Origin of the sequence: Muricauda sp. SCSIO 64092 (assembly GCF_023016285.1) — a bacterium.
Classification (GTDB): domain Bacteria; phylum Bacteroidota; class Bacteroidia; order Flavobacteriales; family Flavobacteriaceae; genus Croceivirga.
The window spans coordinates 1,897,975-1,922,740 of the sequence record NZ_CP095413.1 but is presented as its reverse complement, the minus strand read 5'-3'; the positions used below and the strand labels follow the sequence as shown (position 1 = coordinate 1,922,740).

The window sequence follows — 24,766 nt, the reverse complement described above, 5'->3', positions numbered from 1 at the left end:
ATGGCCAGGGTCAGGGGATATGTTTCTTAGGGTTATTTGTGCATTTTTGTAAAAAATACGAGTAATGGAAGCAATATACAATCCTTGGCCCTGGTATGTTTCCGGGCCTTTGATCGCATTGACCATGGCAATTTTGATCCTGTTGGGCAAACGGTTTGGCATGTCTTCAAACCTGGAGACATTTTGCGCAATGGGAGGCGCCGGGAAATTTGTGGATTATTTTAAGGTGGATACGCGGCCCCGTAGGTGGAATCTGATGGTGGTCCTAGGGACGTTCATTGGAGGTTTCATCGGGGCCAATGTACTGTCCCCACGGGATGATGTGGCCATAAACAAGAAAAGCGTAGAGACTTTGAAAGCATTCGGTTTTGATAGTGCCGGGGAAGCCTATTTACCTACGGAGCTGTTCTCGGCCCAATCCCTATCGGACCCCAAAATTTGGGCCATTTTACTTGTTGGGGGCTTTCTGGTAGGTTTTGGCGCCCGATACGCGGGCGGTTGTACATCCGGTCATGCCATTTCTGGATTAAGCAATCTACAGGTTCCCTCGTTGATTGCCGTCATTGGTTTTTTTGTAGGTGGACTGGTCATGGTCCATATGATATTCCCTTTAATTTTTTAGATCTATGCGAAGTATTAGCTATGTGTTGGTCGGCGTTTTTTTTGGAATAGTGCTGTTTAAATCAGAGGCAGCCTCTTGGTTTCGGATATATGAGATGTTTCAGTTTGATAGTTTTCATATGTACGGTATTATGGGTTCTGCCCTGGTATTGGGGATGTTGTTCACCCAATGGGTCAAAAAATCGGGGACAAAATCGTTTTTTGGCGAAAAAATCAGCATTGTGCCCAAGGAAAAAGGGTATATCCACTATGCCATTGGAGGTATTCTTTTTGGTCTGGGCTGGGCATTGGCCGGAGCTTGTCCTGGACCCATGTACGTATTGGTGGGAGCGGGGTACTGGCCCATCCTTATTGTATTGCTAAGTGCGGTGTTTGGGGCCTTTTGCTATGGCCTGTTGCGGAGGAAATTACCGCATTGACCAATTCTGTTGTAGTTTTACAGCAGTAAAAGGCGTACGTTATTAAGAATTCCTACTCCATTTGTATCATTGAGGATGATATGGTTTCCCAGTTTGCCTCACGTTATTGCTTGGAACAATTTGCCAGGGAGACCTTTGTTATTTCCACCTTTGATTCCGCAGAAGCGGCTTTGGATGCTTTTGGAAAAAACATAACGGAAGGAGTTCTGCTACCAAAACTTATTTTTCTGGATTTGGGTTTGGATGAAATGGATGGTTGGGGATTCATTGAGGCATTACAAGAGTTAGTGGGTGCCCGTACCATGCCGGAAATCTATATTCTATCTGCATTTGGCAAGGCCAAAGACCGTGAATTGGCCCAAAAACACCCTAATGTATTGGGCTATATCGATAAACCTTTGACCCGTAATCGACTGGAAAAGATTTTTGAAACGGGTCAAGTCTAATTTTGCTAAAGCTTTAATGTTTAAGAGTTTAGGGTTTATTTGGCCTTATGAATGTATTTCTTTGAACACCATTGTTAAACTCCTCATAAAAGCGGATGTTGGTCTCTGCTCCATTTTAAAAATCCAAAAATGTTTAAGATATTTACAATATTATTAAACAAAATAGAAATGGATTTACTGGTGAAAGCAGACGAATTTGAAAAGATGAAGATGAGTCATATGTCTACCAGCGATAGGGTAAAAGCGTCAAGGCATGCCAAAGAATTGGTTTTGGCCATCAATGAAATTTATAAAAAGACCAAAGATTCCAAACTAATGGATGCCATGAAGCGCATCACCGAGAAAAAGAAAAAGATAGACAAGCGGTTAAAAGGAAGGCTTACCGTCTAAATGTTAGGGTGCCGCTAGGCCAATGGATTTTGGGAACTAAATTGCTATGAATAACGTTTTCGGTTATACATTGTGTTTCTATTGGTTGAACTACACATGCGGCATCCTTCTCATTGCGCCTAAGATTATCGGGATGGGATAGCTTTACTCCACCACTTTCTCCCAAACGAGTTCCGAGGAAAGTCGAAAGCTGGAAATAAAGTCAAAAGAGCACTCATTGGGCTTCAAAATGGACAAAAACTGAGAACCTCCCTTTCCTTTGTACAAATAATAGGTCTTGCCCACAATAGGCTTAAAATTATACTCTGCGCTATAGACCAATTGATTGTATTCATAGCGCTCCTGCAGGGCGAGGTACTTATTCCGCAACTCCTCAAATTCAGCTGCAATGGAATCATTTACCGATTTAATGCCCCTGGTTTTCCAGGGGCCAAGATTTTCAATCTTAATTGCCGGGGCTCCAAGGTTTGTACCATATTCCTTTAAACGTGCGTCGTAAGAATTGGTTTCCGTGTTGAATACGATGTTATCCGGTTTTTTGGCCATTTTAAAATACTTGATGATGGCAAAACTAAATGAAGTTTTTGGTAATCCTTTTACTTAAGGGTGATGTTGTCGAATAATAATGCGCGATAAGGTTGCCCGAAGGACCGACCAAATATTTCTGAAAATTCCACCGTACGGTACTATTTGATTTTCCGTTGAATTGCCTTTGGGTCAACCATTGGTACAATTCGTGTTGATGTACTCCCTTTACATTGACCTTTTCGGTCAAAACAAAAGTAACCCCATAGTTGAGTTCGCAAAAGGCCTTTATTTCGGATGCTGCACCTGGTTCCTGGGATGCAAATTGATTGCACGGCACACCTATGACCATTAACCTGTCCTTGTATTGGCTGAATAGCTTTTCCAAATCTTTGTACTGCGGGGTGAACCCACACTTACTGGCAACATTGACAATCAATAGGAATTTGCCTTTGTATTTTGAAAAATCCAGATCACTGCCATCCAAGCATTTCATTTGAATGGAATACATTGATTTTTCAGGCCCATTGACTTCACCTTGCCTATTTCTGAACGCTTTATTGCTTAAGGAATCCAGTAGTTTCAAAACAAATTAGTTATTGATGTAATTGTAGAGTTCCTGGATCTTTTCAGGACGATTGAATTGACCCCCGTAAAAAGAGGTTACCGTAGCTGAAGTATCGTCTTTTATTCCTCTGGAAGAAACACATAAATGTTTGGCATCAATGATAACAGCAACATCCTCTGTGTTCAGGATGGTTTGAAGTTCAACGGCAATTTGATTGGTCAATCGTTCCTGTACTTGGGGCCTTTTGGCAAAATATTGCACAATGCGGTTCAGCTTTGAAAGGCCTATGACCTTTCCGGAAGAAATATAGGCAACATGGGCTTTTCCAATTATGGGAACAAAATGGTGTTCGCAATTGGAATAAAATGTAATATCCTTTTCGACCAGCATTTGATTGTAATGGTACTTGTTTTCGAAGAGGGCCACTTTTGGCTTGTTATCAGGATTTAGGCCGGAGAATATTTCATCGATAAACATCTTGGCCACCCGTTTTGGGGTACCCTTTAAGGAATCATCACTAAGATCAAGGCCCATTACGTCCATTATTTCCCCGAATAAGATGGCGATCATTTCCTTTTTCTTCGTGTCCGATAGGTCAAACGCGCCCTTTTTCATAGGAGTTTCAATGCCTGTATATAAATGGTCGTCCCCAATTTCTTCATGGGTCAATTGTTCCAGTATGGCAGTGGAGTTCAAAACTTCATTAAGAACTACTTCTTGGGTTTTAATTTTCATAGGTTTATTTTGAAATTGTATTTGGGCTTGGACAAGCTTCGCCCTTATGATTTTGGTAAATCTATTTAATATGTTTAATAAATTCTGTTAAAGTTTAAACAAAATTACCAAATCAATTTTTGAGCGGGTTTGCAACCCTTATTTTCGCCTTACACATTCGTTTAGCCATGGGAATGGAGAAATCAGATTATAAAATCCATATTGTTGGTGCTGGGGTGAGTGGTCTCATTGCCGCCTTGGTCCTGGAAGGGAAAGGCTATAGCCCCATAATTATGGAAGCAACGAATCGTATAGGGGGGCGGGTAAAAACCGATGTTGTGGATGGAGTTCCCTTGGATCATGGGTTCCAGGTTATGCTAACGGCCTATCCCATGGTCAATACCTATCTTGATTTAAAAGCGCTGGAGCTATGTTATTTTCAATCTGGGGCAACCATTTATACCAAAGATGGTGTAACTAAAATTGGGGACCCCCGGCGCAATCCGTCCCTATTGTTTCCAACCCTATGGAGTTCCATAGCTACCTTTGGAGACAAAATCAAAATTTTTAGGCTACAGCAAGAACTCAAAAGGAAATCCACTGCCCAGATTTTTGAAACCCCTGAGCAAAGTACGTTGTCCTATCTTAAAGGACGAGGATTTAGTGAAACTGTTATACAACAATTTTTTGTTCCTTTTTTCAGTGGTATTTTTTTGGAAAACGATCTTCAAACATCAAGCCGGATGTTTGAGTTTGTCTACAAAATGTTCGGTGAGGGTTTGGCAGCGATTCCCCGCCAAGGTATTGGAGCTATCCCAGAACAGCTCAGATCTAAGCTGAAAAGGACCAGGTTTCTATTGGATACCGAAGTTTTTGAAGTAAAGGACGACCACATTCTTTTGAAGGATGGAACCAAACTGGACACTCACTTTACCATTATTGCCACGGATGCCAGTATCATGGTTTCCAATTTACGGAAACAGGAGGTGCAATGGAAGCGTTGTGATACGCTCTATTTTGAAGTTCCCAGAATGAAGTCCAGGGCAAAATTGATTGGATTGGTGGCAGATGGGGATGCCCTTATCAACACTATAGTATCGCTGTCCAACCTATTTGAGTTATCCAACAAAAAGGATATACTTTCGGTTACCGTGGTAAAGCAACATCCCTGGTCTGTGGAAGAACTTGGCGCAAAGGTTTCGGAAGAACTCAGAAAGATTTTGGGAATTGAAGCCCCCAAATTGTTAAGACACTATGCAATCCCAAAGGCGTTGCCGGAAATTTCAAACCTAAAAAATGATTTGGAACCAGAGGAGACCCGTTTGACCACAAGAATTTTTCTAGCCGGGGATACCTTGCTCAATGGTTCGCTCAATGCCGCCATGAAAGCTGGGGAACAAGCGGCTTACAGCGTTGTAAACCTATTGGAGGACAGCCCAAATTTGGCACAGTTTACCACGGAATACCTTTAAAGTAAAGGGAATGATCCCAGGGGAAATCAATATGGGCATTGTCTGGGAAACATCATTTCGACCAGGCGGGAGGTAAACCTCGATTCAAAAGCTCCGCTTTTCAAATGCGTTGCATTTGTTGCGAACCTACTTCGTAGCCCCGGCAAGCATCATTTCGGCCTGGCTCAATGTGAACTTCGATTCAAAAGCTGCGCTTTTCCGTTCCTGGGAACGGTTGCCACGCCTACTTCGTAGCCCCGGCAAGCATCATTTCGACCTGGCTCAATGTGAACTTCGATTCAAAAGCTGTGCTTTTCCGTTCCTGGGAACGGTTGCCACGCCTACTTCGTAGCCCCGGCAAGAATCATTTCGGCCTGGCTCAATGTGAACTTCGATTCAAAAGCTGCGCTTTTCCGTTCCTGGGAACGGTTGCCACGCCTACTTCGTAGCCCCGGCAAGCATCATTTCGACCTGGCTCAATGTGAACTTCGATTCAAAAGCTGCGCTTTTCCGTTCCTGGGAACGGTTGCCACGCCTACTTCGTAGCCCCGGCAAGCATCATTTCGACCTGGCTCAATGTAAACCTCGATTCAAAAGCTTCGCTTTTCAAATGCGTTGCATTCGTTGCGAACCTACTTCGTAGCCCCGGCAAGAATCATTTCGACCAGGCGGGAGGTAAACCTCGATTCAAAAGCTTCGCTTTTCAAATGCGTTGCATTTGTTGCGAACCTACTTCGTAGCCCCGGCAAGCATCATTTCGACCTGGCTCAATGTGAACTTCGATTCAAAAGCTGTGCTTTTCCGTTCCTGGGAACGGTTGCCACGCCTACTTCGTAGCCCCGGCAAGAATCGAACTTGCATCTAAAGTTTAGGAAACTTCTATTCTATCCATTGAACTACGGGGCCAAAGGGATGCCAAAAATAGTGTTTTTTGATGTATCTAAAAATGTAGTTTTCGGTATTCTTAACTACCTTTAGGGTATGGAAAGGAAAATCAAAAACGTTTTTGTCCAAGGGGCCATAACTCCTGAGTTTATTGCCAATTCCATTGCCAAACATCAATCCAAAACAACCATTGGGGCACATGATATTTTCCTGGGCCAGGTACGAGCCGACAAAATTGAGGGTAAAACGGTAGGTGCGATCGACTATACCGCCTATGAATCCATGGCCAACGAAAAGTTTCATGAGATTCGGGAGGCCACTTTTAAAAGGTTTGAATTGACCTGTATGCATATTTATCACAGTTTGGGAAAGGTGGCCGTTGGGGAAATCTGCTTATTTGTGTTTGTGTCCTCCCCAAATCGGAAGGAAGTGTTTGAAGCACTGCACCATGTGGTAGAGGAAATCAAAAAGGAAGTTCCGGTTTTTGGTAAGGAGTTGTTTGAGGATGATTCCTATCAGTGGAAGGTAAATACCTAATCATGGTCGATATCACTCAAAAACAAAACACCCACAGAACTGCAGTCGCCCAGGCCATTGTAAAACTGGGGTCGCTGGAAACCATTAGGGCCATTGAAGAGAAAAGGGTGCCCAAGGGCGATGTGTTTGCCATGAGTCGGGCAGCAGGCTTTTTAGGCCTGAAAAAGACTCCCGAACTGTTGCCGGACTGTCACCCATTGCCTATAGAATATGCCGGTATTGAGTATGAAATTGACGGACTCAACATTGTGGTCAGGGTCACCGTGAAGACATTTTACAAAACAGGAGTGGAAGTGGAGGCCATGCATGGGGCAAGTGTTGTTGCCCTTAATATGTACGATATGCTCAAACCCATTGACAAGGCCATTGAAATACAGCAGATCAAACTTGTATTAAAAACAGGCGGAAAATCCGATATAAAGAGCGAATAGCGGTTTTTCAAAATGAAGATCAGTGGGATTTTTTCTTAACTTTAAATATAAATCAACCAAAAAAATTGAAGAATCTAAAACGGGTCATCGTCGATTTTAAAAAGCTTACCCCAGAAGTACTAAAGCTTCTTGTTGAGGAATATCCAGATGGTTATGGGGATGACGATATCATTTCGTTCAAGAATGCTGCCGGTGCAAAAGTGGAATGTGTTGAGGTGCTCACCCTGGACACCAAATACCTGATCAAAATCAGTTCAAAGTTGGAACGTACCATGGCCAACTATGATGAGGATAACTATGCCGATTTTGATTCTGATGACCCCGAAGCGGTCATTGATCCCGATATGATGCCCCCCAAGGATGAAGAGGAATAGCACGGGCCCTGGGGTTCTTAAAATCGAATAAGAAAGGCCTTAACCTGGAGGGTTTTCTCCCAGATGAACCCGAATTCACAACCTCAATTCCAAAGTTAAACCCCAATAAATGAGGAAAATAGGCCCTTTCTACAAAATGGAAGTGATCGGATTGTTAAAAAAAGCAAATGCGTAAGCAAAATCGTACAAATGCGTTAATCTTATACTAATCCTTCAATTTTTACGCAACGCTATCGTTCTTAAGTTATCCTAACCATGTAAATGAGAATAGTTGTTTATGAAGGCAGAGAACAAAAATACCAAAGGGTATTTGGAGAGAGCAATCGTTTTTTACCTGATCCTTTTGGCGGTGACGGTTTATTTTTTGATAAAATTGGGCATGAAGATTTTTGAAAATATGTAATACGCGGGTATTACTTTTTCAGGTTTTCCAACATTTCCGATGTAATTCGATTGAGGTCAAACGTAGGTTTCCATCCCCAGTCCTCCCTTGCCATGGAGTCATCAATGGATGATGGCCACGAGTCAGCAATTTGCTGTCTGAAATCCGGTTCATAATTGATTTCAAAATCGGGAATATGGTTTTTAATACTTTGTGCTATTTCGAATGGTGTAAAACTAATGGCACCCAAGTTATAAGAAGAGCGTACCGTAAGATCATCGGCTTTGGCATCCATTAAGGAGATGGTGGCGCGGATGGCATCGTCCATATACATCATGGGCAGTTTGGTCCCTTCGGACAAAAAGCAGCTATAGGCTTTTTCTTCCAATGCTCTATGGTAGATTTCCACGGCATAATCCGTAGTGCCCCCACCAGGTGAGGTCTTCCAACTAATAAGTCCCGGATAACGAAGGCTTCGTACGTCCACCCCAAACTTTTTATGGTAGTATTCGCACCACCGTTCACCAGATTGCTTGCTAATTCCGTAAACCGTGCTCGGTTCCATTAAGGTATGCTGTGGCGTGTGTTCCTTAGGGGTGTTGGGTCCAAAAACCGCAATACTGGAAGGCCAGAATATCTTATCTATTTTCTTGTCCTTTCCCAGGTTCAGGACATTGAACAATGAGTTCATGTTCAAGTTCCAGGCCCTCATGGGAAACTTTTCCGCCGTAGCGCTGAGCATGGCGGCCATAAGATATACTTCCTGGATTTCATAGTGCATGACCACATCTTCAATGGCCTCGTAATTGGTGGCGTCCAAAAGCTCAAATGGACCTGATTCCATTAAGGTGCCACTCCCTTCCCGAATATCACTGGCCACAACCACATCATTACCATATTTTTGTCTTAGTACCATGGTAAGCTCCGTACCGATCTGTCCGCAGGCACCCAGGATTAAAATAGATTTGTCCATTCCAATTTGTCATTAAATCATTGTGAAAGTAAAGATAGCTTTTCCCAAGAATTTGTACTTTGGCAATATGGGGAAACACATTGTTTGGCTATGGATATGCGTAACTTTTTTTGCTTGCAGAAACCAAAAAGAAGGGGAAGTTGCCACGGTTGAAGCACCGGAATCATTTTCGTTTCAAAATCTGCCCCAAGACGCCACGCTTGATGAAGAAGTGGCCGCTTTGGTGGCCGACTGGCAGGAATTTAAGGCAATGGAAACCAGCTATGCCATCTTAAAACGTGCAACCAATACCGAAGACCTTATGTTGGCCATAGACGATTTGATCGAAAGGGAAAAGACCCTGGCCGAAGCCGGTTATCCGGAATTGTTTGATAAGCTTCAAATAAAAAGCAGACAGCAGGTGTTCCGTACCTTTCTCTATAAGGTGAAGGGAAATCTCAAAGATAGAAGGGATGTGTACAAATCCATGGAAGAGATGATGTTGGCCTATAATGCCTACAAAAACCAATTCAACAATATTATAAGCAATACCCTTGATCCGAAATTGATATTGAATGAGGAATAATGTAATCCTGGCCTATCTTTTGTCTGTTGGATTCCTGCTTTCGGCCCAGGAAAGTGAGAAAGCGACCATTGGCGGTGTTTTGGACAACTGGCACCTTGCCGCTTCAAATGCCGACTTTGAAGGATATTTTTCCCTCATGACGGATGATGGTGTGTTTTTGGGAACGGATGCCATGGAAAACTGGCAAAATCAGGAATTCAAGGATTTTTCCAAACCGTATTTCGACCGGGGCAAAGCATGGGGTTTTACCGCCGTGGAACGCAATATATACCTGGATGATAACGGGCAATTCGCTTGGTTCGATGAATTGCTGGACACCCAAATGAAGCTTTGCAGGGGATCTGGAGTGTTGAAAAAGGTGAATGGCAACTGGAAAATTGCCCATTATGTACTTTCCATAGCCGTACCCAATGAAAATGTTAAGGCATTGGTACAACTAAAAAAGCAGAAGGACAGCCTTCTGCTTATTGATTTAAAAAGGAAATCCGTTTCAAAAGGAAATTAATTTCCGGTATCCCCTTCGGTTTTACGCTTTTCCAACGCCTGTTTGCTTAAACTGGCCAGGTTAAAATTGGAATCCAAATCCAATGCCTTGTCCATAAAGGCAATGGCTTCATCAACCTTGCTTTTGTCCCCATTGAAGATTACCAGTCCCTTTAAGTGATAAAATGCAGCCTTTAAAGGTACTTCATAGGGTTGCTGGCGCTCATAAAAGGCGTGCTTCATGTTCAAGGTAGAATTTGCAATACCATATTCAATGTCTTTCGAGGCACTTTCCATTTCACCGATTTGGATTTTTAAATCGGCCAATTCATAAGCGATGTAAGGGTCAGCTTTCCTGTCATAGAGCACCTGAAATTGTTCTATGGCCCTTTTGGGTTGATTTAAAGCTTTTAAGGATACGGCCTTTACTTGTACGGCCAAATTGGAATCCGATTCATTTTTTTCAATCCCAATGGTGTTCAAGGCCTGCAAATGCTGGTTGCCGTTCATATACACATAAGCCAGGGTATCCTTTCTTTCCTGGGATGGGGCTATGACGTTTAAATGGGTCAGGGCGTTGATGACCCCATTGACATCGCCCTGCTTTCTCATCTCCAGGTAATACTTTTCAAAATGGCCCTTTAAATTGGCATTACTTTGTGAAAAAAGGGATACCGAGGCCAATAACACGGTGATAAAAAACAATTTTTTCATCCTTTTAATGCTTTAGTGCGGCAAAACTAAAAAAATAAACCAAAGCAGGCTGTTAAAGATTTGGAAAGTACCCAAACAAAAAAAGATGCCCAAAGCATCTTTTTCAGTAGCGATTTTTGGTTTTAAGGTCAAACGGCAAGATGCACCGTCTCTTTGCTCGATAAATCCTTCATTAGCTTAGCATAAAAAGCAATGCTCTTGGCATCCCCTTCCAGGCACGATTTTAAAAAATCCCGAAGATTTTTGAAAAAAAGGTTCGTGGGTAAGACCACAAGGTCCATGTTTACCGTTTTGGGATCATAACCACTTTCATCCATGACCACATTCATCTTTACCCTACTGCGATGGTAATCAATGTTAACATCCACGGCATTGTAGTGCTTTTTAATAATGGCTTCATGAAACGACTTGTTTTTTGGGGTCATTTCCCTTTTTGAACTACTGCGAGCGATCAGACTTTCCATTTCCATCAAAATCCTCGATTTTACATTAAAAGTTTCCATAACTATACATTTTTGATGTGTTGTAAAACTATGCATTTCGTCGTTAAGCCTTTTAAATCAATACTTTAATTAACAGCAACACAGGGCTTTTGTTGTGAAACACTTTTTAGTTGTGGTGTATCAAGAAGAAATGGATGTGGTCAGAAGGTGCTTTTTAACATAAAAATTTCTAAAAATCACCTTCTTCTTATTGGCTTTTGCAGTGCCCTGTGTGTAGTTGGGGGGTGGGACCCCCCTTTTTTTGGCCTCTACGGTATAATATTCCGCTTTGGTTGGGTGATAAGGATAGACCCCATTAAACAGCTGGTTCCAGTATCCATTTTTTAGGATCGTTCGTATCATATGGATACAATCGTTTTTATGGATTAAGTTGATGAGTTCCCCTCCGTTGGTTAGGGTTCTCCCGGAAAGCTGGGTTATGGGATGCCGGTCTTCCCCAATAAGGCCCCCAAATCGAATGATAGTGGTTGAAAACTGAGTTTCGTTGAAAAACAATCGTTCGGATTTTAAAAGCTGTTTTCCGGACTTTGTCACAGGTTGTGGAACGGTATCTTCCGTTATTTCACCTTCCACGTCACCATATACCGAAGTACTGCTCACAAAAAGGATATGGTGTATTGGGAAACCTTTGATGTTTTCCAAGAGTAGCTGCATTTTGGCTATGTAATCACTTGAGGGATCCTTACGCAAATTGGGAGGTACGTTAATGACCAAAACATCCAGATCGGTCAGGAATTCCCCTATCTTTCCATCCACTGAGCCTTCATTAAGGTGGATAGGGTAAGCCAAGATGCCCTTTTGGTTCAAGGAATCCAATTTGTCCGTAGATGTCGTGGAACCTTTTACCTGATAGCCGTCTTTTAAGAGGCTTACGCCTAAAGAAGTGCCCAGCCAACCACAGCCAAGTATTCCGATGGTCTTATTCAAACTTCATTTTTTTGATGACCAAAATAGCATCATTCAGGACAAAAGGCATGGGAATACTGCTTTTGGGGCGTTCGGGAACAGTGAACAAAGGGTTGATCAATAAATCATTTGAAGCCTCATAAAAGGAAAGTTCAAGTGTTTTGTCCTTTGCCATGGTCAAATCAATTTCCGTATAGGCGTTATTACTGATAAAATGCGTGATCAGTTTGCCATTTCTACGATTTTGTAAGTAATATTCGGAAAGGGAAACTCCGTTCACGGCACAATTATGGATTGCAATGTCATTGGTAAATACTTCCAATCGATTGACCGCACGCTTTGGTGTAACGCATACCGTCAATTGTCTTTTATCCGCAACCACGGTATCCTTGGTAACCAAAATTTCCGGTAGTACAATATTCTTTTTTTGTGCTGGGGCCGTATGCTTAAAACGGGTATTGTATTTGCTGCTCAGTGTATTCAGGCCTTTTGTCTGTCGGTCTTCTTCCCCGGTTTTTAGGAACTGGGCATTCCAATCGATCAATACCTCGTCATAGGAAGCCCATTGGGCTTCATCAGTATCGGCATGGTATACGTAGAGTAAGCTGCTTGGTTTTGGATGTTCCTCGGAAAAGGAAGCATTTAAATGTGCCCTAATCCCATAAACGGCAAACAGTAATAGCGCCAGTATGCCCAGGGTCGTATGCTTTTTTATCCTACCAAGAAGGGGAAGCGTTAAAAAGAACAGCAAAGAGGTCAAAACAGTGGCGGCAACCATCATTTTGAGGCCCAGACCAACGGGAAACATTTGGATAAAGGGGGAATGCATAAAAACAGCGGGCAGGCAAAGGAACAATAGCAATAGCGGATTGGGTTTTTCTTGGTTGATGAATACCAATAATGCCGCCAGTAAACCAAAGACCGGAACAATGAAAAAACTGGCCCCTTTTAGGTACACTGCAACCAATCCACATATCAAAAGCCAGATGACTATTGGAGCGACCAGTAAATTGGCCAATTTTATTTTTTTGAACTTTTTGTACACAAAAAAGCATACGGCTATGGCGAATAGGCTCATTTCCATGATGTATAGATGGCCGTTATAGGTAAAGCCATGTAAAATGTCCCTGTACCATGGATACCACCATTTTAAAATGGGCCAGGTGTAATATCCTGCCAATCCGTTGATGACCAGGATGAGCACTACCGGTAAAAATCCAATAAGGATGCTTTTTACTTCCAGTTCCCCTTTTCTAAACCCGAGTATCAGTAGCAGAACAAATAAAATACAGGCCAAGCCAAACATGGGCCATATCCACTCGAAGGGATAGGAGATAAATTTAAAAACAGGGATATTGAAATATACGAGATCACTAAGGCTTTTAAGGTCCGTTAAATCCGTACCGGCAAAGTGTTCCATTAAGGGCATTAAGTAACTGGCTTGATGGATCAATGAGTTGTGATCCAATCTTTCGTGAATATCCAGTGCAGTATGGTAGTCATAGTGATCATCGATAAAGGCGAAATTGAACCCCTCAATATCCCCATCCTCTCGAAATACCGTTAGGTCCGTGTCATTGGGAAGCATTTTGTAGATGCTATAGGCCAAAGAGTTTGCTACCGGATACTTTGGATTGGCCGCCGTAAATTCTTTGATCAGTTTACTATTGCCCCTATTGGTTTCAATAAGCATATAACTGGGGCCACCACTTCCGCGGGCTTCAAAATTCAGTACAAGCCCTACATTTTTTGCCCAAGGATGTTGGTGTACAAAAAGTTCCGCCCCATTAAGTCCCAATTCCTCCGCATCGCTTATCAGGATAATGATATCATTCTTTGGGACCTTTCCATTCGCCAACAAGGCCCGTACCCCTTCCAAAATGGTAGCGACTCCACTTGCCGCGTCACTTGCACCGTAGGAAGAATGGGGGGCGCTATCATAGTGGGAGAGCAATAGAAGCGCTTTTCCTTTGGAAGTTCCTCTTATCTTGGCAATAATGTTGGTGGCCTTGCAGAGATTGCCCCCATCCCCGGCGATAAATCCTTCTTGGGTGCTCACCTGCAACCCCATTCTTTTAAGCTCGGAGACCACATAGTTCATGGCATTGGTATGCCCCGGAAACCCAACGGCATGCTGTGTAAGGGAGAGCGTTTTAACGTGTTTCAATGCATTGTCCAATTGAAAGTCCCATTGCTCCAAATCCGTATCGGCCATCGCATGGGGCATAAGGGAACGATAACTCCAATAAACGGCAAAAAGGAGGAGAAAAAAGGCAACGATCTTTGAAAAGTTCATGTTGGTCTTGGTTACGTATTAAAAATAGGAAATATTAACAGCTTCTCAGGTTTCGGCACTAAAATTTAGATTCTTCGCAATAAAATCACTAACTTTAATAGTTAACCAATAAAATACGCTAACATGGGAATCAAGAGTTTTCAAGGGGCGCGGGCTAAAGTGGATAGTAAAAAGGATTCCGGGGGACCTATTTTGGTTTCCGACTATATGACCAGAAAATTAGTGACTTTTTCTCCAAAGCAATCCGTTCTGGAAGTCATGGAGGCCTTTGCCAAGTATAAAATTTCCGGAGGTCCGGTCATGGACGATAGCGGGTTTCTTGTCGGGATTATTTCCGAAGCGGACTGCATGAAGCAAATCTCTGAAAGCAGGTACTTTAATCAACCTATTTTGGACAAGAGTGTTGAACGTTTTATGACCAAGAATGTGGAGACCATTCCCCACGATATGAGCATATTTGATGCTGCCGGCGTTTTTGACAGGCATAACCGAAGGCGGTTGCCCGTAATGAAGGATGGGATACTGGTAGGCCAGATCAGTAGAAAGGACATTGTTGTTGCCGCATTGAAGTTAAGTGGGGCCAATTGGAAATGATTTTTTATAATCGCTAGCTGGATAAGGAATCGTATTAATGAATCTCTTAGGCAATACTTTATTCTCAGTTGTGTGACTTCTAAAGTTAGAAACCTAATCTTATGGCGGATGGGAGTTTATCTCAATTCAAAGCTACATTAGCTCGAAAAAAAGTACGAAAAGACAAAAATCAAGGAAAATTTAACCGCAAAAAATTAGGTTTTAAATCTGCGGATACAAATTATAAGTTTGACTTCCCAGATTTATCTGAATCTGAATTGGAAGAAGTGAAGACAAGTATAAGAGAAAAGCTAAAATCTGAAAAAAGGATTGAAACGATTGTACTTATACTATTTTTTTTGGTAGGTTTTTTAATACTTGTTTACATCAATTAACCATCTTAACTACTAACGGGTTGGTTACTCTCTTTTTACAATCATATAAAAATCATTGTCCAAAGGAAGATACCCCAGATCATAGACAAAGAAATACGTAGTGCCCTTCTTTGTGGTATACAGATTGGTAAGGTACTCAAAATCGAATCCCTTATCCAATAAACGGGTTTTGGTGGTCCGCGTTTTTCCATCTTTGAGTTCAAAACTGTCCAATATCCGGTAGTTTTTTCGCAGTCTGTTGTTGATATTGCGAACCAAGTTTTTACTATCCTTATTGAGCTTGTTATTGTAGGCATTGCGACAGTAGTCCGAACAGAACTTTTTATCTGCCCTTCCCCGGATTTCGATACCACACTCGATGCATTTTTTCATGTGCTACTGCCTGTTGTAATTAAAAACCATCTCGGTGGTTGTGCCATCATCATTGCCTATTAGACCATAAATGGCAATTTTTTGGGGACTGATGTTTTCAAAGGTGAATCCATCAAAATAGACCCGATTGCCTTCAGCTTTTATGAACTTGAATTGTTGCACTTCATCTCTGGCTTCCCAGCCATGTAGATTGGCATCAAAGTGTTTTAGCTCAAAAACAAGGCTATTGCCCACTTCACGAATATGGCCTATTTCGTAAAAGTTTACCTTGTCATCAATAAGGTGTCTAAAAACAAACATCATACTCCCGCCAATATCCGGACTCCATATTTCCTCTGTGACACCCCCAAATGCGGTACCGGTCCAATGTCCTTCCATAAATTCCACAAGCGTAATAGTGGCGTCGGGCGAAGTATCCCCTTGTTCCATTTGCAGTGTGTTTTGCGCAAGTAACACATGCAATGGCGCCAATAGAAAGGGAACAAGGTGTCTCATAGTGGTTTATTGGAGGTTAGTTGACTACAATATCGTATTTTTTCAGGAGACCAATGAGTCCCTCTTGGCTGAACCTTGCTTTTTTGACGGTGTTTTTGTTAGGGTCAATGGTATAATTGAATGCCAAAACAAAGTTTGCCCTTTCCAGATGGGTTCCTTCAAAAACGGCGTCCTTAAAATCGCATTCGGCAAAATTGCACTTTGATAGTATGCTTGCCGTAAAATCTACCTTGTGCATTCGGCAATCCAGGAAATGGGTCCCCGAAATATCCATTTCATAAAAGGAGGCCAAGGTGAGATTACATCCCTTGAACCCAAAATCCAATAGTAAAGGGTCACAGGTTTCAAAATGTACGCCCACCAATTTGCATCCTTCAAACCTTACGCCATTGAATTGGGTATGTGCCACGTTGGTATTGGTCAAATCACAGTTTACAAACTGGCACTCCACAAAATTCTGGTTGTCCAAAAGACCCTCTTGGAACTGGCAGTTTTCAAAAACACAGTTTTCATAGTCCCCCTTGGGAAGGCGTTTTTCCCTAAGGTCTTTTGTAACGTATTTCCGGTCGGCAAAAAAAGCCCTCATTCATCTCCGCTCATAAGTATGGCAGGGAGGTTCAATGATTTGAACAATTCATTATACTCCCGCATCTCCGTCCCAACAATACTGTTTTTTTCGTTTTTATACGTGTCCCATGCCGCCAATAAATCCCGTAACCGTTCTTTGGCCCCCAGGGTTACCTGGGGTTCGGGAACATCAACAAAACCCTTTAAATGCATAAAATCTGCATTGAGCTGATTGTGGAAATTGATGACATCCTGAAAGGTTTTCTGTTTGGGTTGAATTAAATGTTCCTCCCAGGTGGTAATGCGTTTTAGCAAACTATCACCTTTGGTTATAAGTGTTTCCGCCGCAGTATTGTTTTTCAACAGTTTCTTGTACGACTTCAATTGGCTTTTGGCCGAACGCATTTGATTGACCGCTTTATGCATTGCCCGTAGCGTATTTTCAATCTGATCAAGGACCGCTTGCTGGTCCGCATACTCCGTTGCCGAAGCCTCAATTTTAGGATTTGCCAAAACCGTTGCCGTGGTCGCCACCGTTTCCCCTTCCAAACTTAGTTTTAGGGTATAAGTGCCGGGGGCAACCCTGGAACCCTGGTAGTTCCCGAACACAAATACCTTGTTGATGGCCGGAATGGCCTCCTTCCTAAAATCCCAGGTAAACCGATTGTATCCCTTTTTACTGGGGAGTACCTGTGGTTTGGGTGGCCCACCGGGCCAAGATTTGAAATCCTTTGGTTTTTGATTGGTATAGGTACGGATGACCTTCCCTTCTTGAAGTACTTCGAGTTTTAGAGGAATTGAATCCAGTTTTTTGGGCAGGTAATAATCAATGGCAACCCCTGATTTTGGATTTTGTCCCAATCCTGGGACCGGTTTGTCCGGACTGCCACCAAAAATGCGATAGCTGGGTTTGGGCTGTGCCACTTTCAGCTTTTCGGCAGTATCAAAACTGTTTTGGATCGCTCCCAGATCATCCAAGATCCAAAAGGAACGTCCTGCGGTGGCAACGACCATGTCGTTGTCCTGTATGGCAATGTCATTGATGGGAACAACGGGAAGGTTTAATTGAAACCTTTGCCAGTTTTGTCCATCATCCATTGAAATATAAAGCCCGGTTTCCGTTCCAGCATAGAGCAATCCCTTTTTCTTTGGGTCCTCCCTGACCACACGTACAAAGGTGTGCTTATCCGTTAGGCCATCCACGATTTTTGTCCATGTCTGTCCATAGTCCGTTGTTTTAAAAATATAGGGCTTTAAATCCATGGATTTATACCGCATTATGGCGGTGTAGGCCGTAGCGGGATCATGGGAGGATATTTCAATGCTATTGATAATTCCGTCCCCAATATTTGGCGGGGTAATATTTGTCCAGTTGGCGCCTCCGTCCCGGGTAATATGCATCAAACCATCGTCGCTGCCGGTATAGAGCACCCCTTTTTCATGTGGGGATTCCACCAAGTACATTAAGGTATTATAGTTTTCACCACCAGCGGCCTCATTGGTATAGGGTCCACCACCCGGACCCTGTTTTTCCTTTTGGTTACGGGTCAGGTCCGGACTTATTGCCTCCCAAGCATGACCTCCATCCTCGGTTTTGAATACCACATTGCCTGCATGGTAAATCGTGTTCCGATCATGGGGGGAACTTATAATGGGTGCATTCCAATTGTATCGGTATTTGAAGTCCTTGGGAACCTTCCCCAAGCCCAATTCTGGATAGGCCTTAATTGGTTTTCCCTCCCGGGAGGCCTTTATCCATTTTTCAATGATACCTTGATAACAACCCCCGTAAACCACTTCGGGGTTATCAGGGTCAAATGCCAAATAGGCACTTTCACAGCCGGCCACGGAATACCAGTCCTTCCAGTCAATTCCCGCATCATTGGTGCGACTGGCAATGGCAATGGCCGAATTGTCCTGTTGGCCACCATATACGTTATAGGGTACCAGGTTATCGGTAATGACCCGATAGAATTGGGAAGTGGCCTGATTTTGCTGGGTACTCCAACTTTTTCCACCATTGTTGGAAACGTTTGCTCCCCCGTCATTGGAATTCACCATTTTGGTATTGTCATGGGGATGTATCCATAAATGGTGGTTGTCCCCATGGGGCGTTGGTAGGGGCGTAAAGGTTTTGCCCCCATCAATGGATTTGGTCACAGGGGCATTTAGTACGTATACCACATTTTCGTCCTGTGGATCGGCAAAAATCTCCATATAGTACCAGGAACGGGCAATATTGATACGGTCCTTATTGACCTGTTTCCATTTTTTACCGGCATCGTCGCTTCGGTATACCCCGCCTTTGGTGCCTTCTGCCTCAATTACGGCGAATACGAGTTCTGGATTGGCCCTTGAGACCGAAATTCCAGCCTTGCCAAACTCTTTCGGGAGGCCTTCCTTAAGCTGTTTCCATGTGGTTCCCCCGTCGGTGGATTTGTAGATTCCCGAGGAAGGCCCACCGGATTCCATTTTCCAAGGATAACGCCGGTGCTGCCACATGGCGGCATAAAGATGCAATGGGTTGTTCATATCTATGGATAGGGAAGAGGCTCCGGTATTTTCATCTACAAAAAGGACCCGCTCCCAGGTTGCTCCCCCATTAAGTGAACGATAGACCCCACGTTGCTGGGATGGACCATATTGTGCGCCCTGTGCGGCAACAAATAGGATGTCCGGATTGGTGGGATGGATGATCACATCGGAGATGTGTCGGGTTTCATCCAAACCAATGTGTTTCCATGTTTTTCCCGCATCAGTGGATTTATAGACCCCATCCCCCATTGAGGTCATTACGCCCCGGGCAGCGTGTTCGCCCATTCCCACCACAACAGTATTGGGATTGCTTTCCGAAACTGCCATGGCACCGACCGTCCCTGTTTTTAACTGGCCATCCGAAATATTTTTCCAAGTAATGCCATCGTCCACGGTTTTCCAAATTCCACCTCCGGTGGTACCCATATAATAGGTCATGGGCTGTCCAACAACACCAGACGATGCCACACTCCTTCCCCCCCTAAAAGGACCAATATTGCGCCATTTAAGACCAGTGTACATGGAATCGTTCAAAACAATGGTCGGGACGGTTGCCTTTCTTTTCCTTTTTTGGGCACTCAGCAAAAAAGGCATGACGAAAAGGACAACAAAGAACAGTTTTAGGAATTTCATAGGGTTGGATTTTAATGGAGTAAGATACAAAAGAGCGATTACAATTGTAAAATAATGTTAAAGTCTATTTTTTATTTGGAACGTTCGTTCCGTTATTAATATGTTTGTATTGGAACAATCGTTCTAAAATAGAATTAAGAATTAAAAAAATCATATCAAATGAAAAAATTGGAAAACAAAGTGGCCATTATCACCGGAGCGACCAGTGGAATGGGATTGCAAACGGCCAAGCGCTTTTTGGAAGAAGGTGCAAAAGTAGTGTTGACCGGAAGGAGTCAGGAGAAATTGGATGCCCTGAAATCCGAACTATCCGGGGAGTATCTTTTGGTGAAGGCCGAAGCCTCGAGCATAACGGACAGTGAAGCTTTGATAACCCAAACGGTGGAAACCTTTGGTAAAATAGATGTCCTCTTTCTAAATGCCGGAATATTTAGATTGGAGACCATTGATGGGTTGACCCCTGATATTTTTGATGAGGTCCATAATATCAATGTACGGGGTCCGCTATTTACCGTAAAGGCGGCCAATGCACACTTAAATGAGGGGGCCAGTATCATTTTCAATACCTCTGTGGTGAATATCAAAGGCTTTGCCGGTATGGGGGCCTACGCCTCAAGTAAGGCAGCATTGCGCTCGCTTACGAGGACATTGGCGGCAGAATTTGGTCCAAAGGGGATTCGGGTCAATGCCATAGCGCCGGGACCAATCGATACCCCCATTTACGGTAAGCACAATGTGCCCCAGGAGAATATCGATGCCATGGCAGCCAACTTCCCTTCCCTGGTGAGTTTGGGGAGATTCGGTCATTCCGATGAAGTGGCGACCACCGCGTTGTTTCTGGCCTCATCGGATAGCAGCTATATCACCGGAGCCGAGATTCCAGTGGATGGTGGCTTTGCACAGGTGTAGTTTTTTTGGATAAATTTGGAACATAGTCCAATATGCCACGTACAAAACAATTTAATGAGAAAGAAGTATTGAACAAGGCCATGGAACTCTTTTGGGAAAAAGGGTTCCATGCCACTTCAATGCAGGATCTGGTGTCACACCTGGGCATTAACAGGGCCAGTCTTTATGATACGTTTGGCGGGAAAGAGGCTTTGTTCGATAGTGCATTTGCACACTACAGGACGACCTCAGGGGAAAAAATCCAGGAAATATTCCATACTTCGGCTACGGTAAAAGAGGGGTTTCAAAGATTATTTGAAATGGCCATTGAAGAGGCGGCCAACGATCCCGGTCGAAAAGGATGTTTTGTGGTCAATACCACCACAGAGATGATCCCCGGCAATGAAAAAATACATCAGACACTTATTGCTAATAAGGAAAATGCGGAAAAACTTTTTGCGGGCTATGTGCAAAAAGGAGTCAACAATGGGGAACTGTCCCCTTCGATCAATCCCGAGGAAATCGGGTTAATGCTTTTTGCCCTTTACAATGGGATTCGGGTTGTGGCCAAGGTGGATTCCGATGCTGAAAAGCTTAGGAAAGTAGTGAATTCCGGACTTTCCGTATTGGATTGAGCTCCTAATACGCATAAAGGAGTTCACCATCCCAATCGGTCAATCTTAAAATGATGGCATTACTTCCCGATATCCGTAAAGGGGTAAGTTCAAAAGTGTATGTCCTCAGAACTATGGCATCGCAAGGTTCCGTGTTGGTAAGCCCCAGTATAATGGATCGTTGTTCCGGGGAGGATTCTGCAATTGAACCGGAATCAATGAGTTCCGGAACCCACGAATTTCCATCACAACCACCGCTTTCAATTTGAATGGAAAGACAATCGTCTTCAATCCCGGCACTGATAATGGAGTAACCGGAGGTAGTGGTGTTGGCAAATTTTTGGGCATCCACTCGGACCAAAAAATCACAGATTTCGGATGTGGGATCGTTGTCGTCGGAATTACAGGAGGACCATGTCAACGATAGGGTGGCCAAAAGCAGTAGGAACTTTTTCATCGCTAGGTTTTCCTACTAGATGTCCCAAAATCCAAAAAGCTGCGTCGAGTGACCTATTCCGCAAGCTTAAATTTCACGTTCACCGTACTTTCCACTCGAATTTTTTCAAAACCAATATCCAGGGGTTCAGCTTCTGCCATATCCATGGCCATGGTTTTCATTTCCATTCGAGCTTGATTATACCTTGGATAATAAGGTTGGGAATTGTCCACAATATGAATAGCCCTTCCCACTTGTTGTCCCAAGGGTTGGGTAAGGGCGTCCGCCTTCTTCTTTGCCTTTTTTACCGCCTTTGATTTTAATTCGAGTTCCAGCTCGTCCATTTTGGAATATTCGGTCTTTTCCAAATAGGTATTGGCAATATCCAAATCTTCCAGGGCGGCCATGACCTTTCCGGCAGTGAGGCCATCACGGACCAATAGGGAATATTGCTTGCTTTTCAGCACTTCCTTTGAACGTAAAAAATACTTCCTGTAGTTACTGGCCAAATCCTTTATCGTTAACTGCTTGTCAACGTCAATACCTAGATTTTTTAGGCTTTGTGCCATTTTGTTTTCCTGTTCTTCTACCGATTTTCTCCCTTTGGAGTCCTTTTCCTGGATGGTAATGCTTAGATAGATCTTATCTGGGGTGACCAAAGTATCCACTCGGGCCGAGGTTTCAAGGTAGGGAACGTCCAAAAAATTTCTGGATTGGGCCGAAAGGACCATCGTTGTGGCAAAAAATAGTAGGCTATATGCTAATTTCATGACTAAAAGTTTGGTCAAAATTACAATAACGGTATTTAAAAAAGAACGGATAATGAGTAACCGTGTTCAATTGAAATGTGACCCCACTTTTTCATTTGGTGAACGATTGCATTTTGTTCGGAATGGGGTGCATATTTTTTGAAATTGGCCAGGGTAAAAAGATGTCCTTGACAGTTTAGGAAGTATCTTTGTCAAACGTAAAATATTAACCCCTACTTACATGAACAAAGCGGTCTATATAGGCACTTTAGGACCCCATAGCGGGAAATCACTTTTTGTACTTGGATTTATGAATATGCTTTTGGGAAAGCTCCCAAAAGTAGGCTATTTTCGACCTGTTATTGATGAGGTGGAAGATGGTGGACTCGACAACCATATTGCCACCGTCCTGCAGCATTTTCAATTGGATTTGCCCCCCGAAGATGCCTATGGTTTAGTCATCAATGAAGTGGTACGCCTATACAATGATAACCGTAAGGATGAAATCCTGGATCGCATCATCTCCAAGTATAAAAAAATAGAAGCAACACATGATTTTGTGCTGGTAGAGGGTAGTGACTTTTCCGATGAAGGTAAGGTCATTGAATTTGATTTGAACAGGGACATTGCCAAAAATCTTGGAATCCCAGTGGTATTGGTGGACAATGGCAAGGGCAAAAGCCTGGAAGACTTTTCAAGAAACCTTGATGCCGCGGTCAAGACCTATCTTCAGCATGACATTCAGGTGTTGGCCGTATTGGCCAACAAAATCAGGCCCGAGAATTTGCAATTGGTCAAAACGGAATTGACCAAAGGCCTGTCCAATGGGGTAGAGGTATATACCGTACCAAGGGTAAGGAATTTGTCCCATCCCACCCTCAAGGAAATTGTTGAGACCTTGGATGGGGAAGTACTTTTTGGGCATTCGTATTTGGATAACCAAACCGGTAGCTTTGGGGTGGGGGCCATGCAATTGCATAACTATCTCATACACCTTCGTGAGCAAAGTTTGGTGATAACTCCGGGGGATCGTTCAGATATTATTTTGGGCGTCTTACAGGCGCATCAATCTGAAAAATATCCCAACGTTTCAGGGATTATTTTGACCGGGGGACTGTCACCGGAACCTTCCATTTTAAAACTGTTGGAAAGCACCACCAATGTGCCGATCATCAGCGTGCAGCAAGGGACTTTTAAAACGACCAACATTGTTGGAAATATCAAGTCACAGATTTATGCACAGAGCAAACAGAAAATAGAAACTTCCATGGCTTTGTTTGAACAGCATATAGATGGGGAGGCTTTGCTGAAACGGTTGACGGGATTTACATCCAATGTCATGACCCCGCGCATGTTCCAATACAATTTGGCGCAACGGGCGCGTATGGAAAAAAAGCATATTGTGTTGGCCGAGGGGGAAGATGCACGAATTTTAAAGGCGGCCACGGAGTTGGTGCAGGGAGATATCGTATCCATTACCCTTTTGGGTGACATCCACCGTATAGCTGCCGAAGCGGCCCGTTTAGGCCTTGATATTTCCCAACTGAACGTCATTAATCCCAAGGATAACGGAATCATGGAATCCTATGCAGAGACCTTTTACGAGCTGCGAAAACACAAGGGGGTAAATATGGATATGGCCCGTGATATGATGAATGATGTGTCGTATTTTGCCACTATGATGGTATACCGTGGGGATGCCGATGGTATGGTTTCGGGTGCCGTACATACCACCCAGCACACCATAAGACCGGCATTGCAGTTTATCAAGACCAAACCGGAAGCCAACGTAGTTTCATCGGTCTTTTTTATGTGCCTGCCCAATAGGGTATGTGTATTTGGCGATTGTGCCATTAATCCCAACCCCACAGCTGAACAATTGGCGGAAATTGCCATAGCTTCAGCTACCACAGCTTCCAATTTTGGAATTGAACCCAAGGTTGCCATGCTTTCCTACTCATCCGGCAATTCGGGCCAAGGTGAGGATGTGGAACGTGTTCGTGAAGCGACCCAACGGGTACGCGAACAACATCCTAAATTGGAGGTCGAAGGCCCAATACAATATGATGCGGCGGTTGATCCCATTGTGGGCCGCGGTAAAATGCCGGATTCCAAAGTAGCGGGACAGGCGTCCGTATTGATTTTTCCCGACCTAAATACCGGAAACAACACCTACAAGGCCGTACAACGGGAAACAGGGGCATTGGCAATAGGACCTGTATTGCAGGGATTGAACAAACCTGTCAATGATCTAAGCCGTGGCTGCACCGTGGACGATGTATTCAACACCGTAGTGGTTACCGCTATCCAAGCCCAGAACAATTGA

30 protein-coding genes and 1 tRNA gene are annotated in these 24,766 nt (G+C 43.5%); 16 read left to right on the top strand and 15 right to left on the bottom strand.

The features are described from left to right. Positions 1-64: 64 nt before the first annotated feature. The 4 genes from L0P88_RS07975 to L0P88_RS07960 all read left to right on the top strand — a co-directional run bounded on the left by L0P88_RS07975 (position 65) and on the right by L0P88_RS07960 (position 1,876). Positions 65-622 carry a YeeE/YedE family protein gene (locus L0P88_RS07975; RefSeq protein ID WP_247134071.1) on the top strand — a complete coding sequence of 186 codons (558 nt, stop codon included), beginning with the start codon at positions 65-67 and terminating at the stop codon, positions 620-622. Between the two features lie 4 nt (positions 623-626). Continuing rightward, positions 627-1,040 (top strand): DUF6691 family protein, encoded by a 414-nt coding sequence (locus L0P88_RS07970; protein ID WP_247134070.1) that lies wholly within the window; start codon positions 627-629, stop codon positions 1,038-1,040. A gap of 41 nt (positions 1,041-1,081) precedes the next feature. Continuing rightward, the gene (locus tag L0P88_RS07965) at positions 1,082-1,486 is read left to right on the top strand and encodes a response regulator (RefSeq protein WP_313791603.1); all 405 of its coding nucleotides are present in this window, start codon (positions 1,082-1,084) and stop codon (positions 1,484-1,486) included. 168 nt (positions 1,487-1,654) lie between these two features. After that, positions 1,655-1,876: a hypothetical protein gene (locus L0P88_RS07960; RefSeq protein ID WP_247134068.1), complete on the top strand. Its 222-nt coding sequence runs from the start codon at positions 1,655-1,657 to the stop codon at positions 1,874-1,876. Between the two features lie 144 nt (positions 1,877-2,020). On the opposite strand, the gene L0P88_RS07955 is transcribed toward L0P88_RS07960, so the two are convergent. The 3 genes from L0P88_RS07955 to folE all read right to left on the bottom strand — a co-directional run bounded on the left by L0P88_RS07955 (position 2,021) and on the right by folE (position 3,704). Beyond that, positions 2,021-2,422, bottom strand: a complete 402-nt coding sequence (locus tag L0P88_RS07955) for a DUF2452 domain-containing protein (protein WP_247134067.1) — start codon at positions 2,420-2,422, stop codon at positions 2,021-2,023. Positions 2,423-2,447: 25 nt separating this feature from the next. Further along, on the bottom strand, positions 2,448-2,912 hold the full coding sequence (locus L0P88_RS07950) for a glutathione peroxidase (RefSeq protein ID WP_409557725.1): 465 nt from the start codon (positions 2,910-2,912) through the stop codon (positions 2,448-2,450). Positions 2,913-2,993: 81 nt separating this feature from the next. Then, a complete protein-coding gene (folE, locus tag L0P88_RS07945; RefSeq protein WP_247134065.1) occupies positions 2,994-3,704 on the bottom strand; it encodes a GTP cyclohydrolase I FolE in 711 nt (236 codons plus the stop codon). A 119-nt stretch (positions 3,705-3,823) separates the two neighbouring features. Here folE and L0P88_RS07940 point away from each other — a divergent pair, with 119 nt between their 5' ends. Next, positions 3,824-5,155 (top strand): FAD-dependent oxidoreductase, encoded by a 1,332-nt coding sequence (locus tag L0P88_RS07940; protein WP_313791596.1) that lies wholly within the window; start codon positions 3,824-3,826, stop codon positions 5,153-5,155. 813 nt (positions 5,156-5,968) lie between these two features. Here L0P88_RS07940 and L0P88_RS07935 read toward each other — a convergent pair. After that, a tRNA-Arg gene (locus tag L0P88_RS07935) sits at positions 5,969-6,040 on the bottom strand. A 75-nt stretch (positions 6,041-6,115) separates the two neighbouring features. Between L0P88_RS07935 and L0P88_RS07930 the strand changes: the two genes are divergently transcribed. The 4 genes from L0P88_RS07930 (at position 6,116) to L0P88_RS23945 (ending at position 7,754) form a co-directional block, all read left to right on the top strand. Continuing rightward, entirely contained in the window at positions 6,116-6,556 is a 441-nt protein-coding gene (locus tag L0P88_RS07930) for a molybdenum cofactor biosynthesis protein MoaE (protein WP_247134064.1), read from the top strand. Positions 6,557-6,558: 2 nt separating this feature from the next. Beyond that, positions 6,559-6,987 carry a cyclic pyranopterin monophosphate synthase MoaC gene (gene moaC, locus L0P88_RS07925; protein ID WP_247134063.1) on the top strand — a complete coding sequence of 143 codons (429 nt, stop codon included), beginning with the start codon at positions 6,559-6,561 and terminating at the stop codon, positions 6,985-6,987. A 65-nt stretch (positions 6,988-7,052) separates the two neighbouring features. Then, positions 7,053-7,361: a hypothetical protein gene (locus L0P88_RS07920; protein ID WP_158778185.1), complete on the top strand. Its 309-nt coding sequence runs from the start codon at positions 7,053-7,055 to the stop codon at positions 7,359-7,361. A gap of 261 nt (positions 7,362-7,622) precedes the next feature. Then, positions 7,623-7,754 carry a hypothetical protein gene (locus L0P88_RS23945; RefSeq protein ID WP_281499723.1) on the top strand — a complete coding sequence of 44 codons (132 nt, stop codon included), beginning with the start codon at positions 7,623-7,625 and terminating at the stop codon, positions 7,752-7,754. A 20-nt stretch (positions 7,755-7,774) separates the two neighbouring features. Here L0P88_RS23945 and L0P88_RS07915 read toward each other — a convergent pair whose 3' ends face one another. After that, complete coding sequence (locus L0P88_RS07915; protein WP_247134062.1) at positions 7,775-8,716, bottom strand: NAD-dependent epimerase/dehydratase family protein; 942 nt, start codon at positions 8,714-8,716, stop codon at positions 7,775-7,777. Positions 8,717-8,738: 22 nt separating this feature from the next. Between L0P88_RS07915 and L0P88_RS07910 the strand changes: the two genes are divergently transcribed. Then, a complete protein-coding gene (locus L0P88_RS07910; protein ID WP_247134061.1) occupies positions 8,739-9,281 on the top strand; it encodes a hypothetical protein in 543 nt (180 codons plus the stop codon). After that, a complete protein-coding gene (locus L0P88_RS07905; RefSeq protein WP_247134060.1) occupies positions 9,271-9,786 on the top strand; it encodes a nuclear transport factor 2 family protein in 516 nt (171 codons plus the stop codon). Before L0P88_RS07910 ends, L0P88_RS07905 begins: the two co-directional genes overlap by 11 nt. Here L0P88_RS07905 and L0P88_RS07900 read toward each other — a convergent pair. From L0P88_RS07900 to L0P88_RS07885, 4 genes are all read right to left on the bottom strand, one after another. Then, complete coding sequence (locus L0P88_RS07900) at positions 9,783-10,478, bottom strand: hypothetical protein (RefSeq protein WP_247134059.1); 696 nt, start codon at positions 10,476-10,478, stop codon at positions 9,783-9,785. The two genes, L0P88_RS07905 and L0P88_RS07900, sit on opposite strands and share 4 nt — an antisense overlap. 128 nt (positions 10,479-10,606) lie before the next feature. Continuing rightward, complete coding sequence (locus tag L0P88_RS07895; protein ID WP_247134058.1) at positions 10,607-10,981, bottom strand: hypothetical protein; 375 nt, start codon at positions 10,979-10,981, stop codon at positions 10,607-10,609. A gap of 120 nt (positions 10,982-11,101) precedes the next feature. Then, complete coding sequence (locus L0P88_RS07890; protein ID WP_247134057.1) at positions 11,102-11,908, bottom strand: SDR family NAD(P)-dependent oxidoreductase; 807 nt, start codon at positions 11,906-11,908, stop codon at positions 11,102-11,104. Further along, positions 11,901-14,183 (bottom strand): M28 family peptidase, encoded by a 2,283-nt coding sequence (locus tag L0P88_RS07885; protein WP_247134056.1) that lies wholly within the window; start codon positions 14,181-14,183, stop codon positions 11,901-11,903. Before L0P88_RS07885 ends, L0P88_RS07890 begins: the two co-directional genes overlap by 8 nt. 123 nt (positions 14,184-14,306) lie before the next feature. Between L0P88_RS07885 and L0P88_RS07880 the strand changes: the two genes are divergently transcribed. Together L0P88_RS07880 and L0P88_RS07875 are read left to right on the top strand one after the other, a co-directional pair. Next, entirely contained in the window at positions 14,307-14,777 is a 471-nt protein-coding gene (locus L0P88_RS07880; protein WP_247134055.1) for a CBS domain-containing protein, read from the top strand. A gap of 101 nt (positions 14,778-14,878) precedes the next feature. Further along, positions 14,879-15,151 carry a hypothetical protein gene (locus L0P88_RS07875; protein ID WP_247134054.1) on the top strand — a complete coding sequence of 91 codons (273 nt, stop codon included), beginning with the start codon at positions 14,879-14,881 and terminating at the stop codon, positions 15,149-15,151. Positions 15,152-15,175: 24 nt separating this feature from the next. On the opposite strand, the gene L0P88_RS07870 is transcribed toward L0P88_RS07875, so the two are convergent. The 4 genes from L0P88_RS07870 to L0P88_RS07855 are packed head-to-tail and all read right to left on the bottom strand — an operon-like array spanning position 15,176 to position 19,753. Next, positions 15,176-15,523, bottom strand: a complete 348-nt coding sequence (locus L0P88_RS07870; protein WP_247134053.1) for a hypothetical protein — start codon at positions 15,521-15,523, stop codon at positions 15,176-15,178. A gap of 3 nt (positions 15,524-15,526) precedes the next feature. Then, the gene (locus L0P88_RS07865; protein ID WP_247134052.1) at positions 15,527-16,018 is read right to left on the bottom strand and encodes a DUF6265 family protein; all 492 of its coding nucleotides are present in this window, start codon (positions 16,016-16,018) and stop codon (positions 15,527-15,529) included. Positions 16,019-16,034: 16 nt separating this feature from the next. Then, on the bottom strand, positions 16,035-16,604 hold the full coding sequence (locus L0P88_RS07860; protein WP_247134051.1) for a pentapeptide repeat-containing protein: 570 nt from the start codon (positions 16,602-16,604) through the stop codon (positions 16,035-16,037). Further along, a complete protein-coding gene (locus L0P88_RS07855; RefSeq protein WP_247134050.1) occupies positions 16,601-19,753 on the bottom strand; it encodes a VPS10 domain-containing protein in 3,153 nt (1,050 codons plus the stop codon). Before L0P88_RS07855 ends, L0P88_RS07860 begins: the two co-directional genes overlap by 4 nt. A gap of 159 nt (positions 19,754-19,912) precedes the next feature. Between L0P88_RS07855 and L0P88_RS07850 the strand changes: the two genes are divergently transcribed. Both L0P88_RS07850 and L0P88_RS07845 read left to right on the top strand, forming a co-directional pair. After that, positions 19,913-20,662 (top strand): SDR family NAD(P)-dependent oxidoreductase, encoded by a 750-nt coding sequence (locus tag L0P88_RS07850; protein ID WP_247134049.1) that lies wholly within the window; start codon positions 19,913-19,915, stop codon positions 20,660-20,662. A 32-nt stretch (positions 20,663-20,694) separates the two neighbouring features. Beyond that, positions 20,695-21,276 carry a TetR/AcrR family transcriptional regulator gene (locus L0P88_RS07845; protein ID WP_247134048.1) on the top strand — a complete coding sequence of 194 codons (582 nt, stop codon included), beginning with the start codon at positions 20,695-20,697 and terminating at the stop codon, positions 21,274-21,276. A 4-nt stretch (positions 21,277-21,280) separates the two neighbouring features. Here L0P88_RS07845 and L0P88_RS07840 read toward each other — a convergent pair whose 3' ends face one another. Together L0P88_RS07840 and L0P88_RS07835 are read right to left on the bottom strand one after the other, a co-directional pair. Continuing rightward, positions 21,281-21,712: a hypothetical protein gene (locus L0P88_RS07840; RefSeq protein ID WP_247134047.1), complete on the bottom strand. Its 432-nt coding sequence runs from the start codon at positions 21,710-21,712 to the stop codon at positions 21,281-21,283. 53 nt (positions 21,713-21,765) lie between these two features. Beyond that, complete coding sequence (locus tag L0P88_RS07835) at positions 21,766-22,461, bottom strand: SIMPL domain-containing protein (protein WP_247134046.1); 696 nt, start codon at positions 22,459-22,461, stop codon at positions 21,766-21,768. A gap of 220 nt (positions 22,462-22,681) precedes the next feature. Here L0P88_RS07835 and pta point away from each other — a divergent pair, with 220 nt between their 5' ends. Continuing rightward, positions 22,682-24,766: a phosphate acetyltransferase gene (pta, locus tag L0P88_RS07830; protein ID WP_247134045.1), complete on the top strand. Its 2,085-nt coding sequence runs from the start codon at positions 22,682-22,684 to the stop codon at positions 24,764-24,766.

Bases quoted from the DNA above. Each gene is read 5' to 3' on its own strand.
- L0P88_RS07975 (WP_247134071.1), top strand. From the start codon at position 65: ATGGAAGCAATATACAATCCTTGGCCCTGGTATGTTTCCGGGCCTTTG.
- L0P88_RS07970 (WP_247134070.1), top strand. From the start codon at position 627: ATGCGAAGTATTAGCTATGTGTTGGTCGGCGTTTTTTTTGGAATAGTG.
- L0P88_RS07960 (WP_247134068.1), top strand. From the start codon at position 1,655: ATGGATTTACTGGTGAAAGCAGACGAATTTGAAAAGATGAAGATGAGT.
- L0P88_RS07955 (WP_247134067.1), bottom strand. From the start codon at position 2,422: ATGGCCAAAAAACCGGATAACATCGTATTCAACACGGAAACCAATTCT.
- L0P88_RS07950 (WP_409557725.1), bottom strand. From the start codon at position 2,912: ATGTATTCCATTCAAATGAAATGCTTGGATGGCAGTGATCTGGATTTT.
- folE (WP_247134065.1), bottom strand. From the start codon at position 3,704: ATGAAAATTAAAACCCAAGAAGTAGTTCTTAATGAAGTTTTGAACTCC.
- L0P88_RS07930 (WP_247134064.1), top strand. From the start codon at position 6,116: ATGGAAAGGAAAATCAAAAACGTTTTTGTCCAAGGGGCCATAACTCCT.
- moaC (WP_247134063.1), top strand. From the start codon at position 6,559: ATGGTCGATATCACTCAAAAACAAAACACCCACAGAACTGCAGTCGCC.
- L0P88_RS23945 (WP_281499723.1), top strand. From the start codon at position 7,623: ATGAGAATAGTTGTTTATGAAGGCAGAGAACAAAAATACCAAAGGGTA.
- L0P88_RS07915 (WP_247134062.1), bottom strand. From the start codon at position 8,716: ATGGACAAATCTATTTTAATCCTGGGTGCCTGCGGACAGATCGGTACG.
- L0P88_RS07905 (WP_247134060.1), top strand. From the start codon at position 9,271: ATGAGGAATAATGTAATCCTGGCCTATCTTTTGTCTGTTGGATTCCTG.
- L0P88_RS07900 (WP_247134059.1), bottom strand. From the start codon at position 10,478: ATGAAAAAATTGTTTTTTATCACCGTGTTATTGGCCTCGGTATCCCTT.
- L0P88_RS07895 (WP_247134058.1), bottom strand. From the start codon at position 10,981: ATGGAAACTTTTAATGTAAAATCGAGGATTTTGATGGAAATGGAAAGT.
- L0P88_RS07885 (WP_247134056.1), bottom strand. From the start codon at position 14,183: ATGAACTTTTCAAAGATCGTTGCCTTTTTTCTCCTCCTTTTTGCCGTT.
- L0P88_RS07880 (WP_247134055.1), top strand. From the start codon at position 14,307: ATGGGAATCAAGAGTTTTCAAGGGGCGCGGGCTAAAGTGGATAGTAAA.
- L0P88_RS07875 (WP_247134054.1), top strand. From the start codon at position 14,879: ATGGCGGATGGGAGTTTATCTCAATTCAAAGCTACATTAGCTCGAAAA.
- L0P88_RS07870 (WP_247134053.1), bottom strand. From the start codon at position 15,523: ATGAAAAAATGCATCGAGTGTGGTATCGAAATCCGGGGAAGGGCAGAT.
- L0P88_RS07865 (WP_247134052.1), bottom strand. From the start codon at position 16,018: ATGAGACACCTTGTTCCCTTTCTATTGGCGCCATTGCATGTGTTACTT.
- L0P88_RS07860 (WP_247134051.1), bottom strand. From the start codon at position 16,604: ATGAGGGCTTTTTTTGCCGACCGGAAATACGTTACAAAAGACCTTAGG.
- L0P88_RS07855 (WP_247134050.1), bottom strand. From the start codon at position 19,753: ATGAAATTCCTAAAACTGTTCTTTGTTGTCCTTTTCGTCATGCCTTTT.
- L0P88_RS07850 (WP_247134049.1), top strand. From the start codon at position 19,913: ATGAAAAAATTGGAAAACAAAGTGGCCATTATCACCGGAGCGACCAGT.
- L0P88_RS07845 (WP_247134048.1), top strand. From the start codon at position 20,695: ATGCCACGTACAAAACAATTTAATGAGAAAGAAGTATTGAACAAGGCC.
- L0P88_RS07840 (WP_247134047.1), bottom strand. From the start codon at position 21,712: ATGAAAAAGTTCCTACTGCTTTTGGCCACCCTATCGTTGACATGGTCC.
- L0P88_RS07835 (WP_247134046.1), bottom strand. From the start codon at position 22,461: ATGAAATTAGCATATAGCCTACTATTTTTTGCCACAACGATGGTCCTT.
- pta (WP_247134045.1), top strand. From the start codon at position 22,682: ATGAACAAAGCGGTCTATATAGGCACTTTAGGACCCCATAGCGGGAAA.